The organism is Paenibacillus eucommiae, assembly GCF_017874215.1.
Lineage (GTDB): Bacteria > Bacillota > Bacilli > Paenibacillales > NBRC-103111 > Paenibacillus_AI > Paenibacillus_AI eucommiae.
The window spans coordinates 76,916-93,082 of record NZ_JAGGLB010000027.1; the positions used below are offsets into that span (position 1 = coordinate 76,916).

The 16,167-nt window shown below is 45.7% G+C and carries 13 protein-coding genes; 9 read left to right on the forward strand and 4 right to left on the reverse strand.

From position 1 onward, the window contains the following. Nucleotides 1-88 precede the first annotated feature (88 nt). The 4 genes from J2Z66_RS30290 (at nt 89) to J2Z66_RS30305 (ending at nt 4,739) form a co-directional block, all read left to right on the forward strand. Nucleotides 89-2,884: an S-layer homology domain-containing protein gene (locus tag J2Z66_RS30290; protein WP_209976498.1), complete on the forward strand. Its 2,796-nt coding sequence runs from the start codon at nt 89-91 to the stop codon at nt 2,882-2,884. Nucleotides 2,885-2,914: 30 nt separating this feature from the next. Beyond that, a complete protein-coding gene (locus J2Z66_RS30295) occupies nt 2,915-3,142 on the forward strand; it encodes a hypothetical protein (RefSeq protein ID WP_209976499.1) in 228 nt (75 codons plus the stop codon). Between the two features lie 17 nt (nt 3,143-3,159). Continuing rightward, entirely contained in the window at nt 3,160-3,597 is a 438-nt protein-coding gene (locus J2Z66_RS44180; protein ID WP_209976500.1) for a DUF2569 family protein, read from the forward strand. Nucleotides 3,598-4,049: 452 nt separating this feature from the next. After that, complete coding sequence (locus J2Z66_RS30305; RefSeq protein ID WP_209976501.1) at nt 4,050-4,739, forward strand: phosphoribosylaminoimidazolesuccinocarboxamide synthase; 690 nt, start codon at nt 4,050-4,052, stop codon at nt 4,737-4,739. Between the two features lie 174 nt (nt 4,740-4,913). Here the strand turns inward: J2Z66_RS30305 and J2Z66_RS30310 are convergent, their stop codons facing one another. Both J2Z66_RS30310 and J2Z66_RS30315 read right to left on the reverse strand, forming a co-directional pair. Further along, nucleotides 4,914-6,371 carry an MDR family MFS transporter gene (locus J2Z66_RS30310; RefSeq protein ID WP_209976502.1) on the reverse strand — a complete coding sequence of 486 codons (1,458 nt, stop codon included), beginning with the start codon at nt 6,369-6,371 and terminating at the stop codon, nt 4,914-4,916. Between the two features lie 76 nt (nt 6,372-6,447). Beyond that, on the reverse strand, nt 6,448-6,687 hold the full coding sequence (locus tag J2Z66_RS30315) for a hypothetical protein (protein WP_209976503.1): 240 nt from the start codon (nt 6,685-6,687) through the stop codon (nt 6,448-6,450). 609 nt (nt 6,688-7,296) lie between these two features. On the opposite strand from J2Z66_RS30315, the gene J2Z66_RS30320 reads away from it, so the two are divergent. The 4 genes from J2Z66_RS30320 (at nt 7,297) to J2Z66_RS30335 (ending at nt 11,758) form a co-directional block, all read left to right on the forward strand. Beyond that, complete coding sequence (locus J2Z66_RS30320) at nt 7,297-9,537, forward strand: discoidin domain-containing protein (RefSeq protein WP_209976504.1); 2,241 nt, start codon at nt 7,297-7,299, stop codon at nt 9,535-9,537. Nucleotides 9,538-9,887: 350 nt separating this feature from the next. Further along, on the forward strand, nt 9,888-10,406 hold the full coding sequence (locus J2Z66_RS30325; protein ID WP_209976505.1) for a hypothetical protein: 519 nt from the start codon (nt 9,888-9,890) through the stop codon (nt 10,404-10,406). A gap of 17 nt (nt 10,407-10,423) precedes the next feature. Further along, nucleotides 10,424-11,026, forward strand: coding sequence for a PIN domain-containing protein (locus J2Z66_RS30330; protein WP_209976506.1), 603 nt, complete (start codon nt 10,424-10,426; stop codon nt 11,024-11,026). 408 nt (nt 11,027-11,434) lie between these two features. Continuing rightward, nucleotides 11,435-11,758 carry a hypothetical protein gene (locus J2Z66_RS30335; RefSeq protein ID WP_209976507.1) on the forward strand — a complete coding sequence of 108 codons (324 nt, stop codon included), beginning with the start codon at nt 11,435-11,437 and terminating at the stop codon, nt 11,756-11,758. Nucleotides 11,759-11,846: 88 nt separating this feature from the next. On the opposite strand, the gene J2Z66_RS30340 is transcribed toward J2Z66_RS30335, so the two are convergent. Then, nucleotides 11,847-12,569 carry a YheC/YheD family protein gene (locus J2Z66_RS30340; RefSeq protein WP_209976508.1) on the reverse strand — a complete coding sequence of 241 codons (723 nt, stop codon included), beginning with the start codon at nt 12,567-12,569 and terminating at the stop codon, nt 11,847-11,849. A gap of 315 nt (nt 12,570-12,884) precedes the next feature. Here J2Z66_RS30340 and J2Z66_RS30345 point away from each other — a divergent pair, with 315 nt between their 5' ends. Further along, nucleotides 12,885-14,675, forward strand: a complete 1,791-nt coding sequence (locus tag J2Z66_RS30345) for a M3 family oligoendopeptidase (RefSeq protein ID WP_209976509.1) — start codon at nt 12,885-12,887, stop codon at nt 14,673-14,675. A gap of 151 nt (nt 14,676-14,826) precedes the next feature. Here J2Z66_RS30345 and J2Z66_RS30350 read toward each other — a convergent pair whose 3' ends face one another. Beyond that, the gene (locus J2Z66_RS30350) at nt 14,827-15,717 is read right to left on the reverse strand and encodes a hypothetical protein (protein ID WP_209976510.1); all 891 of its coding nucleotides are present in this window, start codon (nt 15,715-15,717) and stop codon (nt 14,827-14,829) included. Between the last annotated feature and the right edge of the window lie 450 nt (nt 15,718-16,167).

A 16,167-nucleotide genomic window follows, 5' to 3' on the forward strand; every position in this document is an offset into this window, starting at 1 on the left:
TCTATGTTATGATATGTGGTGAAAATCATGGAGTGGATGTACGTATGGGAAAACTACGAATTTATTTACAACTAGGGGGGCAATAAAAATGAACGTCATACAAAAACGATTTGTAATAGTTTTTCTTGTGTTTGTGTTGTGGGTTGGTTCTTATCCGGGATTGATTGTGACTGGGGGGATCGTTTACGCGGCAGACGACTTTGCAGGAGGAAACGGAACAACGGGCAACCCCTTTCAGATTGAATCGTCAAATCAACTAAATAATGTAAGGGATTATTTGGGCAGTCACTTTATTTTGAATAATGATATTGATATGAGTGTATTCGATGCAGATCATCCGTGGGAACCGATTGGCAATGAGACCACTCCATTCACAGGGAGTTTAGATGGCCGAAATTTTAAAATTACCAATTTAACGATTAATACCCCTTCTTCTGGTCAGCCTGTTGGACTATTCAGTGTTGTAGGAGGAACAAGCAGTTTTATACAAAATCTCACCATAGATGCAGTTGAAGTAAGAGGACTTGATTATGTAGGGGTATTGGCTGGCAGGAATAGCACGACCATTCATAACGTTGGGGTTACGGGGAACGTATACGGAGAAAATTTTGTGGGTGGCCTGACGGGGGCAAGTGTAGACTCAAATATATCGAACAGTTATGCGAGTGGCGATGTAATCGGTACAAATGATGTAGGCGGCTTGATCGGACGAGTTGATAATGGGGTTGTATCCTACAGTTATGCTGCGGGTGATGTCAGCAGCCCGGTTGATGTTGGCGGACTAATCGGTAAACAAGAGAATACCAATGTCTCTTACAGCTATGCAGTTGGTAACGTAGTAGGCTGTGAAGATGTCGGCGGTTTCGTAGGAGATAATGGCAACTCGCTCATTTCCAACAGTTTTGCAACTGGAACGGTGACCGGCTCATGTGGATCTGGATTCCAAGGCGATTCTGTTGGGGGACTAATAGGGGATAATAGCGATGGAGATATTGAAAATAGTTATGCGATTGGGCGAGTAACAGGGGATTATTTCGTAGGCGGCTTAGTTGGTATTAGCGGTAGTGGATATGTGAACAGCAGCTTCTATAATAAGGATACAACAGGGCAGTCGGATGGTAGTGGGCAAGGTCTAACTTCTGATGAAATGAAGGACAGTCTGAACTACCCAGGCTGGGACTTTGATACGGTTTGGGACATACAAGCCCCACACCATAATGGATACCCCTATGTAAGGGCAATTCAAGCCTTCGTAACTTATGCCGGGAACGGTACGGATGACGGTAGTGAACAGATTAGCAGCCAATCCTACTTGCCTGGATCGTTAGTGGAAGTTCTGGACAAAAGCCACGATTGGACGAGAGCAGGCTATCGATTTAATGGCTGGAATACAGCGGCAGATGGCAGCGGGGATACTTATGGTGCTCATGATACGATCGTATTGAGCAGTAATATTCTTTTATATGCAGATTGGAAGCAGCCAGCTGTACCTACGATTGTGACACCAATAGACGGTGAATACACGAATAACCACTCACCGGCGATCAGTGGTTCGGCGGATGAAGGCGTAACGGTGGTCATTAATCTGGATGGAAGCGAAGCGGCAACGGTAACGGCAGCGGATGATGGGCGCTGGTCATGGACGCCGCCTGGCGGACTTGCAGATGGCTTGCATGCAGTAAGCGCTGGTGTTATGGATTCAACCGGCAATCCATCCAGCTTATCGGCGGAGCATGCGTTCACGGTGGATACGGTGCCTCCTGTCATTACGCTGTCGGGAGATGCGTCGGTCACCCTCACAGCAGGAACATCCTTCGTTGATCCTGGTGTGACCTCAACAGATGCGGAAGAAGACATTCGGGTCACGATCACGGGCAGCGTAGACCATCAGGTTCCAGGCACTTATACCTTGCAATATGATGCAACAGACCGTGCGGGGAATGCTGCGGTACCGGTAACGCGTACGGTACGCATCGTTGAGCGCAGCTCAGGCTGGAGCGGCTATCAGTCATCAAATAACGCGAATCTCGCAAAGCTTACCGTTAAGGCGGATGAAGACGAACTCGCATTAACGCCAGAGTTCGCGGCGGGCACGACCCATTATGAAGTGAAAACGACGGCGGACGAGGTAACGATCGAAGCGATTCCATCCGATGCAAAAGCTACTATAACCTTAAATCAGGCCAATCATGTTGGAGAAATAACAGTTGCGCTTGATGAGGGAGACAATGAGCTTGAATTCAAGGTTAGAGCGGAGAGCGGTGTCCTCCAAACCTACAACCTGACGATTCATCGTCTGGCAAAACCCGTGGAACCAGGAGCGGGAGCTCCCGTCTGTACGTTCCGCGATATTAAGGGTCATTGGGCAGAGAGTTCCATTTGTGAAGCCTTCGAGATAGGGATTGTAGAGGGCCAGTCCGAGACGACGTTCCAACCTCAAGCGAATATTACCCGAGTCGAATTTGTGGCCATGCTGCTACGTACGCTAGGCATCAATTCAGGGTCCGCGGGGAGCAAGCTCCTCTTCACCGATCAGGATCAAATTCCTGCTTGGGCGACCGATGTGATTGGCACGGCAGTAGAGAACGGCGTATTGCAGGGTTATCCGGACCGTACACTTCGACCGATGCACAGGGTAAGCCGATCAGAGATGGTTGTCATGATGGCAAGGGCAATGAAGTGGGAGATCGAGCAGGGAGGAACCTCCTTTGCAGATGATGCGGATATTCCGTATTGGGCTAAAGAATACGTCCATGGCGCTGTTCAGAGAAATCTAGTACACGGACGTGAAGGCAATCGGTTCAGCCCGATGGATCCAGCTACAAGGGCGGAAGCAACGGCGTTACTATTGCGACTGTGGCACACGCAGGCGGGAACGAAATAAGGAGTCAATGAAGGAGCTGTTCCAAAAGTCATGAAAATGACCCAGGGGCGGTTCCTTTATTTCATGATCTATGCCTATACACAACGCCTCTACTCCTCTCGCCAGATCGCCAAAGTGTCGCCGATGAAGGTAAAAAACTATGAGGGGACGGGCAAGATTGATTTTCCCGTAAATGGATGGCCTGTAATACTTGCCGTTACTGACAGCACGGAGAACCGTACCATAAGTGACGGCGAAAAGTTGGGTATAGATTTTTAACGAGGGAGTTTCCAACGATGTTGAATAACGAAGACAAAGAATTTTATCCTAAACCAGTCGGAGGGTGGTTACTTGTTTATTTAATAACTGCGTTTATATGTCAAGTAATGTATATTACTGGGATTATAAGGATATTGCCTAACTTTACTTACCTTTTTGAGGAAAGTAATTGGATACAGAACGTAATAGTAGTAGGAACTATAATTAAGACATTAATTACAGGACTAATTCTAATATTCTTTATAAGTAAGAAGAATTATGCTCCGCGACTAATTATTATTTTTGAAGTGTTTTGTATATTAATTAGAATATTAACTTATATAGACGTTTACAGTAGAGGACAGTTAATTCCAAGGTCGTATCATGTATCAATACTTATTGGGGTGATAAGTGTAATCTGGATATTATATTTTTTGAAGTCGAATAGAGTGAAGGAAACATTCGTAAATGATTAATGAGTGTCTATAATTCAATGATGTCAGCAACTTCTTATAACAGCATATTCACGCACCGGCCACGGGTCTGTCAAGAATTTTGTGTAAATATGATGTTCTCTATTACGTTACTGGGTTAGCTAATGTTTATGACATAGACCTTGAACAATGTCATTTTTTGAAAGAAGCCATCAATGCTGAAAAATACAGAAACGCTTGAACTAACCAATACGATAGTGGAGTAGCGCGCCGCGGCAGCCCTTTCCTCATTTTTCGCCGATACACCCGTTAAGCTGAACCGTACCATAAGTAATGGCGAAAAATAGGTGATTAATCTTATATCTTATCTGTTTAACACCCTTCTGTAAGTATTATCTCTAATAATCTGTAGTTCATTAAAATTTGCCGAAATCACCACTTCTTCGATATAATGGAACGTAACATATGGAAATTGTGAATGGAGAGTCGTTAAGATGCAGCTTGTATATCAGGGAAAAACTAAAGATGTATTCGCCCTAGAAAATGGGAATTACTTACTGAAATTTAAAGATGATGTTACCGGAGAAAACGGCGTTTTTAACCCTGGCGCGAATACGGTTGGCTTGGTCATAGAAGGCGCAGGCCGGGCAGGGCTAAGCTTAACCAAATACTTTTTTGAAAAATTAGCGGAAGCAGGGATCCCTACGCATTATATCGATGCCAATATCGAAGAAGCCACGATGACGGTTAGACCAGCTTCTGTGTTCGGCAAAGGCGTTGAAGTGATCTGCCGTTACAGAGCGGTGGGGAGTTTTCTACGGCGTTATGGCATGTATGCGCAAGAAGGGCAGCCTTTAGATGCATTTGTTGAAGTAACGCTAAAGGATGACGAACGGCAAGATCCTCCTATCAGCGAAGATGCGCTCGACATGCTTGGCGTCCTCTCCACGGAAGAATACCGTACCTTAAAACAACTTACTAAGCAAATCGGTCAAATCGTAAAAATCGAACTTGCACAAAAAGGAATCGAACTATACGATATCAAATTCGAATTCGGTCGAGTCGATCAAGACGAGAAAATTGTATTGATCGATGAGATTTCCGGCGGGAATATGAGAGCATACAAAGACGGTCAATATATTGAACCGTTGGAATTAGAGAAAATCATGCTTTCGAACAAATAATACAAACTAACACTGCAATGGTATGTCAATATGGACTAATCTTCTGCAAGGGAGCCTTCGTGCTCCTTTTTGTGTTGCCTAACGACCGCGACCAAATCGTTGCGCATTTTTCGCCGATAGACTCGTTAAGCTGAACCGTATCATAAGTGACGGCGAAATAAGTGTTTCAAGACCCTAAGGCAACAAGGTTTTGGGTTCTTTCTTTTGAGAAAAATCGGCACAAAGACGGCCATTTATAAACCAACCCAGTACCAGAACAAGTATTGCGAGAATAAATTCAATCCAAAAAACCGTTTGCAAACCGGCAACGATACTTTGTGTTTTATCTTGAAACGCAGCGGGATCGAGCGAATGGTGAAGATAACGATTGGCTCCGGACGACATGATGCCGACGAACAAAGCGATGCCAATTCCCCCAGCAATCTGTTGGAGCGTATTGTATATGGCTGTGCCATGGGGGACCAGGTGACGCGGAAGTTGATTCATTCCTGCCGTCTGAGCCGGCATGACGACAAACGATATGCCTAAGAATAAGAGGACATGATTGAACAGAACGGAGCCTCGGGTTGTATCGCTGTCAATACCGGCAAACAGCCACAGCGATAGGGCGATCAAGACCAGTCCGGGCATTATGACGAATCTCGGCCCGAATTTATCGAATAATTTTCCCGTCACAGGCATCATCATTGCGTTTAAAATGCAGCCTGGCATCAGAAGTAAACCTGTCGCGAATGCTGTCAACTGCAGCACATCCTGCATATAGATCGGCAGCAATGTCGTGGTGGCGAATAAAACCATCATCAGCACTACTATCAATACCGCTACCAAAGAAAAAGCGGGATACCGGAATACGGAAAGATCAATCAAAGGCTCTTTAATCTTGAGCTGCCGCCAAATAAGCAAGAGTAAGAAGAGGCCGCCTATGGCAATCAAACTGTAACTCCCAGGACCAGCCCAGACACCAGTCTGGCTGAAACCGTAGGTGACACAACCAAACCCGACGGTTGACGTAACAATGGATAAAAGATCGACCCTTGGCTTGGTTATTTCTGTAACATTCTTTAAGTAAATGAATGCATAAATAATCGAAAACAATGCGGCAGGAATCACCATATAGAACAGCCATCGCCAGTGTAAGGTATCGATAACCAACCCCGACAAAGCTGGCCCGATGACAGGGGCGACCATGATGACAAGCCCCATGAGACCCATGGCAGCCCCCCTGCGTTCCGGAGGATAGAGGGCAAGAATCGTATTCATCATCAACGGAATCAATAATCCTGTCCCGCAAGCCTGAACAACCCTGCCTATCAGCAAGACTTCGAATCCAGGGGATACTGCACACAAGCAGGTACCTGCTAAAAATAACGCCATCGCGGACATAAACATCCGGCGAGTCGTGAACCATTGCTGTAGCAATGCGGTCACCGGCACCAGTATGCCGATCATCAGCATATAACCGGTCGATAACCATTGTATGGTTGATGCAGCAACGTTGAACTCACGCATTAATCCAGGAAATGTATTGGTAAGTAAATTTTCGTTAAGAAACGCAATAAATGCACCGATGAGCAGGGCGGCTAACATCGTCCCTCTCTTCATTCCGCTTGCCTCTTGAACCCGTTTGTTCATCTTCTACCTCCAGAGAATATTCATTGCGTTCCACGTAGTGTCTTGACACCGAATCTTTACCTGTCTGTCGTGCAAGTTATCCTACACCATCACTTTCTAACAAGGAGTAAAAATTATCGCGATCTTCATCATCGAATTTGCCAAGCGCCCGTACCCTGACAAATTCATGTCCGCCAAACATGTCGATTTCCTCGCCGCAACTATTGTAGAGCGCGATCATATTGCCATCCCGATTCAGCTCCAGATACCCGTAACAAGTTGCCTCGGGCGCTTCGCTGTAAAAGAGCAAAAATCTGATTTTGTCCACGCTGTTCATGCAGATCTCCCTTCCTTATTCCTCATCGATCTGAAGAATATTTTACGTGACACCGGATGAATTGGAAAAAGCGATATCGCCCTGCATACTCGGAAATTCATTCCTATTTAGAAAGCATAAGGGGGGATCCCCCGCTATGTCGCACATTCGCACATTATCTCTTGACAAGATGCGATTTGGGGATTATGATAACGTGCCCGTTAATTCAACAAGGTAAATCAATAAAAAGGCTGACTTTTCGAGTGTGTCGGCACCGAATCGTCAGCCTGTCGTGCAGATTTTTAATCTACAGCATCCAGGTTGCATAAGATAGCAAAGTAAATTAGGAAAGGGGCGTAATTTCGACCTTATTAGAACAGAAGTAACGATAAATAAACATTCTTTCGCGTATTGTGAATAACATTATAAATGTGCAACAGCCGTATGATTGGAATACGCCCCAGCCTCCTCATGCCATGCCAGTTAAAGGCGCTGTACGATGTTGTACGAACGAAACGCTAAGGGATGCTTTTGCGGGAGAGCTCGCAGTATCAAAAGCGTTAATTATTAGGGTAGGAGAAAGGGGCACGAATAATGGAAGGGTCAGGTCATAGTCGAGGAAAGAAAAGGATGATAGCGAGGATAAGAGGTTACTTGTTGGTGGTGGCTGCCATTGTGTCGTTAATGGCATTCGGATCTTCTGCATTTGCCGGATTAGATTCAGGACCCACTATCATACGGGTCGTGACTTATAACACGAATGGCGGCTCATTGATTGCTCCCGAATTTGTGAAGCCCGGGGGAACAGTGGGTTATCAGTTCATTCCCTCGAAGGAGTGCAACAGCTTCGCAGGCTGGTACTACGACAGTACGCTGACGCAAGCCTACAATTGGTCAGATCCAATTAATAACGACATAACTCTTTACGCGAAATGGGCGGTATCGTGCGGCGTCGCTACATTAACCTCGACAATCGGTACGGTAAGCGTTGGAGGAACAGCGAATGAGACGATCACGGTCGGGACGAACATCAAGCTAGATGCGTTGAAGGCCGCAATTACGCCGACAGCGAACGCAACGTTCGAGATCTACAAGGCAGACGGGATCACGAAAGCGACGACACTGGAGACGGGTATGAAGATCATCGTAACCTCGCAAGACGGAACGAATAAGGTTACTTACACGATAACGGTGAGTTCTCCGAATTTAGCATTAAACAGACCCGTGACGGCAGACAGTGCGTGCAACGCCTCGGAGGCCGCGGCCAAAGCCGTGGATGGCAGCGCCACCAACGGCAGCAAATGGTGCTCTTTGTCCAGCAACCGTTGGTTGCAGATCGATCTCGGCTCCGTGAAACAAGTAAGCCAATTCGTCATCAAGCACGCATCGAAAGGTGGGGAACTCACCGCCTTAAACACGAAGGCGTACAATATCCAAGTCAGTGCCGATGCAATTAGCTGGAATACGGTGGTTAACGTAAACAACAATACGAGCGGCGTTACGGTAGACAATATACCGGATACGCAGACCCGATATATCAGGTTAAACGTCACCACGCCTACGCAAACTTCAGATGCTGTGGCAAGAATATATGAGTTCGACGTATATGCGCAACAAAATTTGGCATTAAATCAACCCGCGACGGCTGACAGTACGTGCGTCGCCTCGGAGACCGCGGCCGAAGCCGTGGACAACGGTGTCGCCAATAATAGCAAATGGTGCTCCAAGTCCAGTAACCGTTGGCTGCAGATCGATCTCGGCTCCGTGAAGCAAGTGAACCAACTTATCATTAAGCACGCGGCGGAAGGTGGAGAGGCAACCACCTTTAACACGAAGGCATACAATATCCAGGTCAGTAATAACGGCACGGAATGGAGCACGGTAGTTAACGTAACCAATAATACGAATAGCGTGACGATAGACAATATCGCCGCAGTATCGGCAAGATATATTAAGTTGAACGTTACGACGCCTACTCAAACCACAGACGTCCATGCAAGAATCTACGAGATTCAAGTCTTTGGTCCCCGAAATTTGGCATTAAATCAACCCGCGACGGTTGACAGTGTGTGCAACGCTTCGCAAACCGCGGCCAAAGCCGTAGACGGCAATATCGTCAATGATAGCAAATGGTGCTCCAAATCCAGTAACCGTTGGCTGCAGATCGATCTCGGCTCCGTGAAGCAAGTGAACCAATTCGTCATCAAGCACGCATCGGAAGGCGGAGAGACGGTCTCCTACAACACGAAGGCTTATAATATCCAGGTTAGCACAGATGGTCTGAAGTGGAATAAGGTCGTAAACATAACCAATAACGTAAGCGGCATTAAGGTAGACAAAATAACTACTGTACCGGCTCGATATATCAAGTTAAATGTTACGGCGCCTACGCAAACCACAAACGTTGCGGCAAGAATCTATGAGTTTGAGGTATACGGACCACCGAACTTGGCATTAAATAAAGCCGCGACGGTTGACAGTACGTGCAACGCCTCGCAAACCGCGGCCAAAGCCGTGGACGGCAGCGTCATCAATGACAGCAAATGGTGCTCCAAGTCCAGTAGCCGTTGGCTGCAGATCGATCTCGGCTCCGTGAAGCAAGTGAACCAATTCGTAATCAAGCACGCATCGGAAGGTGGAGAATCCGCCTCTTACAACACGAAGGCTTACAATATCCAGGTCAGCGCCGATGGTACGAATTGGAACGCGGTAGTCAACATAATCAACAATACGAGCGGCATTACGATAGACAAGATAACTGAAGTATCGGCTCGATATATTAAGCTGAACGTAACGACGCCTACACAGACCACAAACTCCGCAGCAAGGATTTATGAGTTTGAGGCATACGGACCTAGTTTTACGCCATAGCCCTTGCGACGTATGTAATATTAAAGGATTTATTGCCTCTGAGACTTTAAGTTTCAGGGGTTTTTTGATTAGAGACACGACGCCCCGCGGGGATCGCACGGGTTCCGAACATGGTAATTGTCATGTAGGAATGGTGGCCATTCTCGCAGGTTCCGGATGCTACGGAGCCCAGTTTGCGTTAAAAATATCGCAACTGCCGTAAGTCCAGTTAATTAGGCGAACTTTCTTAATGCCAGTTTGCAGAGAAAAGGTATCTTTTATCGAAACTTGAATACACTATTAATGGTTCGAAATGTTCCATTTGATCCTTTTGTTCTTTGTGAATTTATGGTAATATGGAGGTGAGGAGGATGATTAATATGCCTGATGTACTGAGTTACGTTACACTGCCGGATGCTACTGAACGCGCATTTGCCAGTAAGGATGCGCGAAAATTAGCTAAAATCAGGTTGCTTCAACGCGCACTTGATTTAGAGGCTAAAATCGCGACACGCGGTCTTTCTGATACTGATATCAAAGACATTGAGGATGCCATCCAAGCACTCGATGTAGAACCATTTATTGAAAGAGAAGAGGCGGAACAACCAATTCCTGAGTTCTTAACGGTTCGTGATGTGAGTCTGATAACTGGACTTGCACCACAGGTTGTTCGTAGACATCTTCAAAATGGAAAGTATGAAGGTTTTCAAAATGCCGGTGAAAATACAACATGGAACGTTTACCCAACTCAATTCTTGACTCACCCTAACTGGCAGAAGTTTCTGAAAGAGAAAGACAAAGGGTTCGAACATTCTAAGCAAGTTGCTAACCTTGCGCTAGAACTCTTGGAACTTGAACCACCAGCTGAAGCGAATGACGCTGTTAAGTAGGGAGAGATAGAGTTTAGATGTCAGAGCCAATCGTCTATATGCCGGACACGAATATGTTTCGCGATTTTGTTAACAGCAATGCCAATCAAGCAAAATTAAAACAGGCGGCTCACGATTTCTGGACTAGTACCAGTACGTTAGCCGCTCTTAATCAAGCTGAAATTAAAATACCAAAAGAGGTAGAAGCTGAGCTTAAGGTTCAAATGCATACGTTCACCTCGACACAGCACAAGAACATACTTACACAAATTTTGAATCAAAATGTCGTTGTTGATTTTCCATTACCTATAGATTTAGAACGCGAATTACGCGAGTTCACCAATTACCTCCGGGATAATAATAATTTTAACCAAACCGTTATACGCCATCCTGATTATGGTTTGAATTATCTTCAGGCATCGGATGCACGCATTCTTGTAACCGCTTATAAGTATGATGGTATTTTAGTGACTCATAACATAAAAGATTTTCTCATCTACGATTTGTTGTTTGAACCCACGGAAGACAAATTGTATGACTACGTAAATAAGCGATTCGTTAAGGTTCCTTCTGCCGGCAGAACATTAATTGAACAAGATGCCTGGTTTCAAAAATTGAAGCAAGATTTGATTAACTTGTAAACACAAAGTTGCCATATGGCGACTTTTTTGTGCCTAAATAGAGGCATGCATCTGCTTTTATAGTGTCCTTTTTTATTTCGGCGATAGCCGCGTTAAGCTGAACCTTATCATGAGTAGGGCGAAATTTTTTCGAGAAGCCTTGCAAAGCATAGTAATAGCGCTCGCTGGTGGATGATTTGGAAGTCATGTAGACACCCAGATGAGGGTTGCTGTTATTAGACCTATAGTTCTCGAGCCACCTGTTTAACTACGAGGGTGGTTCTTTTTGTTTGAGGTACAACATCATAAGCTGCCCGTATCCTCGCGACCACCTGACAAACGTACTTTTTTTTCTTGTCCACATTTATACCTTACCAAAACTATTCAATTGCATTTAATATACAATACCAATATAAGGAGGTTTTGGGGATGGGAAATAGAGGACCTAATGGTTATGACCCCGTTCAGATCTTTAACTCTACTTCGTTTAATGCGTTTGGAAGAGTTGAATATGCATCTATCTTTTGTAGTGACGACAATTATAATGTTCAGCGTGACGAGACTTGGAGAGCTTCTAGCCGTGGAGTCTGTTTGGTGACTAGAATCACCGCAACGGTTAGAACGCCGAGTGGAAATATTGAAGCGGAACCTTATACTTCTTCCGGCACTTCTTACAGCCAATTTGCCATTATACAGGTAGGGGTAAATAGGTTCCAAGTGACACGCGTTGTAAGTGCCAAAAGACGCAGGTGAAATCCCAAGCGGGGCATGATCAAGAATAGGTATCAAATATGAAAAGACGACAGGGCAAAGATAGAGGGCTGGTCGTCTTTTTTTCGCTTTAATGTTTCTTATACCATAATATTCTGCGATGCATCGAGGAATCTTTCAAGAGTCGGAAAGGGCGCAAGGCCGGTTGATAATTGCCTTCGATGATCCAAATCCGACGTTTCCTGTCGATGCCTATATCGAACCCGACTTGTCTAAGCTTGGGGTAACGCTCTCCCAGTCGTTTGGCAGCCAATAGTGCGATCCGTTCCGCTTTGACAAGCAAGCTCCGATCGCCGATTCGGGCTAATTTTAGCGCCTCAAGCACTGGAATGGTGCGGATAGTCACATTCGTAACTAGATATCCTTGCGCTGCAACTTTCGCGTATGAGCCTGTCACGTTCCAAGTGGATGAAGCGCCTTTTTTTCGCTGAGCCATTATCCGAAGGTCGAACGGCTTGTGTTGAATTTGAGCAAGCTGCAGACGCCTTTGGACAATATATCTGTGACCTCTGTTTTTTTTACGGAGCCATCTAAGTAACTTATCGGTGTCTCTCATGGTGACCGCATTATTTTCGTTATGAATACGATAGGCGTTCGCACCGTTCCGTTTAATGAACAGGATATCCCTTCCGTAACTCCCGTCGCGAGGTTTCAGTACGACGCTTTGATATTGAAGCAGCATCTTCGTTAAAGCGTTCTTCTTAAGCAACTGGGTTTCTGGCAACCGTCCAGCGAGAGAGGACCCATTGCGAAGGATGCGATATTGCAACCATTTGTCCCTTTTGATTAACATTGGAATCACATCCTTTTTCAATCTTCTACGGTAATTCTAATTCAAATTAGTGATCAGCATAAGTGACTATTCGTCCATATTTATGGGGCTAAGCAGGTAAAGAAGGCTATCGAACCCGTACCGCTTGCTTGACTGCTATATCGGACGAACAAGCAAGCGGTTTTTATGGGTACCGGCTTTCTCCTTGTTCTCTCTGTTCCTCCTAGTGCGGGAATACGGACGGAATTGACGCAATTCTATCTGTCAGAATTGCAGGAGGAATTATTTGGATAATATAGAATACTAATTCAAAGAACTCTTTAGGGGGGCGGTTTAATGGTTACATTATCAGAAAAATGGGAGTTGGAATCCATTTTTCCGGGTGGAAGTGAGTCACAAGTGTTCTTGAAGTTTGTTGAGAAACTTGAAGAGGATATAACCGAGGTAACAAATACGGTCCATAGAATGGGTAGCACTTTAGGAGACCATTCAGTTTTAATCGGCTTTTTAAGAGATATACAAAATCTAATGCTTCGAACAAAACATGCTTCTTCTTTTACATACTGCATGACTTCACAGGATGTGACCGATCAGAAAGCGAAATCACTACATGGGCGATCAAAGCAAAATGAAGCAAATCTCCAAATTCTTCTCTTCAAGTTCGCGGAAAAAATATCAGAAATTCATCCGGAGCAATGGCAGGAACTTGTTTCAATTTCAGAGATTAGACCCATTCGATTTCCATTGGATGAGATGCGGCAGCAAGTGATAGAAAGATTACCCTCGTCGCAGGAAGAGCTGATCGATGATTTTGCTGTAGAAGGGTATCATTCATGGATGTCTTTATACACAGCTTTGATTCGACGAATGCGGATTCCTTTTGAGCAGGAAGGGAAAACTGAATGTTTTTCAGTAGAAAGGTTGGAAGGAGTTTTTTTTAGTTCGAACCGTCAAGAACGTGAACAGGCATTTTTCAGTTATTCAGAGGCCTTTCGAGAAAATGAAGAGGTTTTTTCAAGTATTTTAAACAACTTGGCTGGGTTTCGTTTAAAAATGTACAAACATCGGGGTTGGAATTCCGTTTTAAAAGAGTCTCTTGGATTGAACAGAATGTCACAACCAACGTTAGAATCAATGTGGGAGGCGGTAGCCAGCAGCAGAGAAAAGTTTTCTCATTACTTTAAGCGAAAAGCTGAACTGATGGGCATTGATAAGATGAGTTGGTTTGATTTCCAAACTTCCATTTCCGATGCTTCATCCATCCTTAATTTCACAGATGGGGTCAACTTTATCTTAGAACGATTCCGGGGCTTTTCTCCCAAAATGGCCGAGTTTGCAGCAAAGGCATTTGAAGAAAAGTGGGTTGAGGCAGAAAACCGCCCTCAAAAGTCTCCAATGGGATTTCATACAGGTTTTCCTCTGATCAAGCAATCCCGAATTTTTAAGACTTACTTTGGAACAGCCCAAAACATAGCAACTTTAGCTCATGAATTGGGGCATGGATATCACCAATATATAATAAGCGATATGCCGCCGCTTGCTCAGAAGTACGGATTAAATTTGGCTGAGACCGCATCCATATTTTCTGAATTACTTGTGATGAATGGCTTTATCGAGATGGAAACGAGTAAAAGTGAGCAAATTGCCTTATTGGATTCTAAGATTAAGATGAATGCAGAGTATTTCTTTAATGTCTACACCTGTTATTTGTTTGAGGAGAAGTTTTATGCGGAAAGAAAAGCGGGTCCACTAAGCCCTCATCGTCTGAACGAATTAATGATAGAAGCACAGAAAGCAGCATATGGTGATGTATTTGAAACGTATAATGCCTATTTTTGGGCGTCAAAGTTCCATTTATATATAACAAAAAGTTCATTTTTCAATTTCCCTTACACGTTCGGCTTTCTTTTCAGTTCTGGAATTTATGCAAAATCATTGGAGGAAGGGAAGGGGTTTGAAGTAACGTACGAAAACTTATTACGTGAGTCAGCCAGCATGACGGTTGAGGAGTTGGCTGCAAAACACCTGGGTGTTGATCTACGAGAGGCGGAATTCTGGGAAAATGCAGTTAGATTGGTTATGTCGGACATTGATAAGTTTTTGGAACTGACTGAAAAAGATGAATGAAGTAAAAGTGATGCCGCCTCTAGGGCGGCATTCGCGTTTAGACGAAAACTTGCCGTTACAGACAGCGCGGTGAACCTTATCATAAGTGACGGCGAAAAATTGGAGTGTTGGGGAAGGCCAGGCGGACCCACGCTGCATCAGGGCCGCAAAATCAACCGTCCGACGGGGCGTACTTCCCCACGTCCGGCTCGAATGCCGCTCCACTCGCCAGGTCCAGCTCCACGTGGGTGGTTCCGCGATCGTCGGTCAGCACGATCATTCGCGATCCGACAACTGGAACGCGGTCGGCGCTGGTGCGCATGTACGCTGAGACGACAAGAGGAGCACCGTCGACGATATAACTTACCTCGACCGTGAACATCGGGAGATTGAAGAGCCAGCTGTTAGTGAAGTTCACGGCCGTCAACGTCCCTGTGAATGACGAACCCTCCAAGCGGAGGCGCTCGATGTCCGCCTGACGTCGCTGGGCGTGGGCGATTGAGCCGGGCAACCGTAGGAGCGCGATGGCGGCTATAAGGGCGAAGCCAGCTCCCACGACGGCGCCGAACTCTGGCGGGATCGTCGGTGACGTAACTATGGCCTCGAGGTCGAAGGGGCGCGACGGATCGCTTGTCAGCGTCCAGAGCAGGAGGACTCCCGCGCCTGCGACGAGTCCTCCTGCGACCGCTAACGTCGCGAACAGGCCGGCGACCCTGGTCTGTCCGAACTGCTCGACCGCTCGCGAGTACACTCCGCCGGTTGCACCGCTCGCGACGAACAGCAGCACCACGGAGACGCTCACCGTAACCGGATGACCGAGGAGTATGCTGATCGCCGGTGTCGGCGCGAGGCCGAGCAGTGCGCCGAACGGCACGGAGCCTGTCAGTGCCCACAGTGCAGCGGCTGCGAGCAGCCACGGCAGCAGCGGAGCCGTACGTCCGACGCGACATCCCGGCCGGAGCACAGTCATCCTTCCGTTCATGTCCGTGGTGGAGAACAACGGCATCGTCTCAATATGTTCTTGCTGCCCGTGCTTCTGTTGACCCTCTGCAGCATCCCTCATTGGCATGGCCCTCCCGAGGAAGATAATTCAATCTTATATATTTGATAGGGGAAAGGTGAATTTTTGTGAGCGCTATCACATTCTAGGTGACGTACGAAAAAGTTCAAATTCCTGCTATCTTTATATTTAGCCATACACACCTTCACCTCCAAAATTTCTTATCTCTATTTTACCACCTAAACGTTGTCTACTGTAAATACCCAAGTCGAAACAAGGAGCAGATCATAGCGGTAGCTGCTCCTTTCATGATATGACTATCAGCTAAAACATATATAATTGTAAAATTTACTGTTGTAGAAAAAATTGAACTATGAGCAAAAAACACATCAACTAATAAAGTAGTTCTGTGTTTCTAAGATTCGGTTAGTTTCTTGGAAATAGATGAATGCTTTATGAATAAAACCTATTGGATCCGCAAGATGTTGAGACCGGCATTCGGGTGGTCAAAAT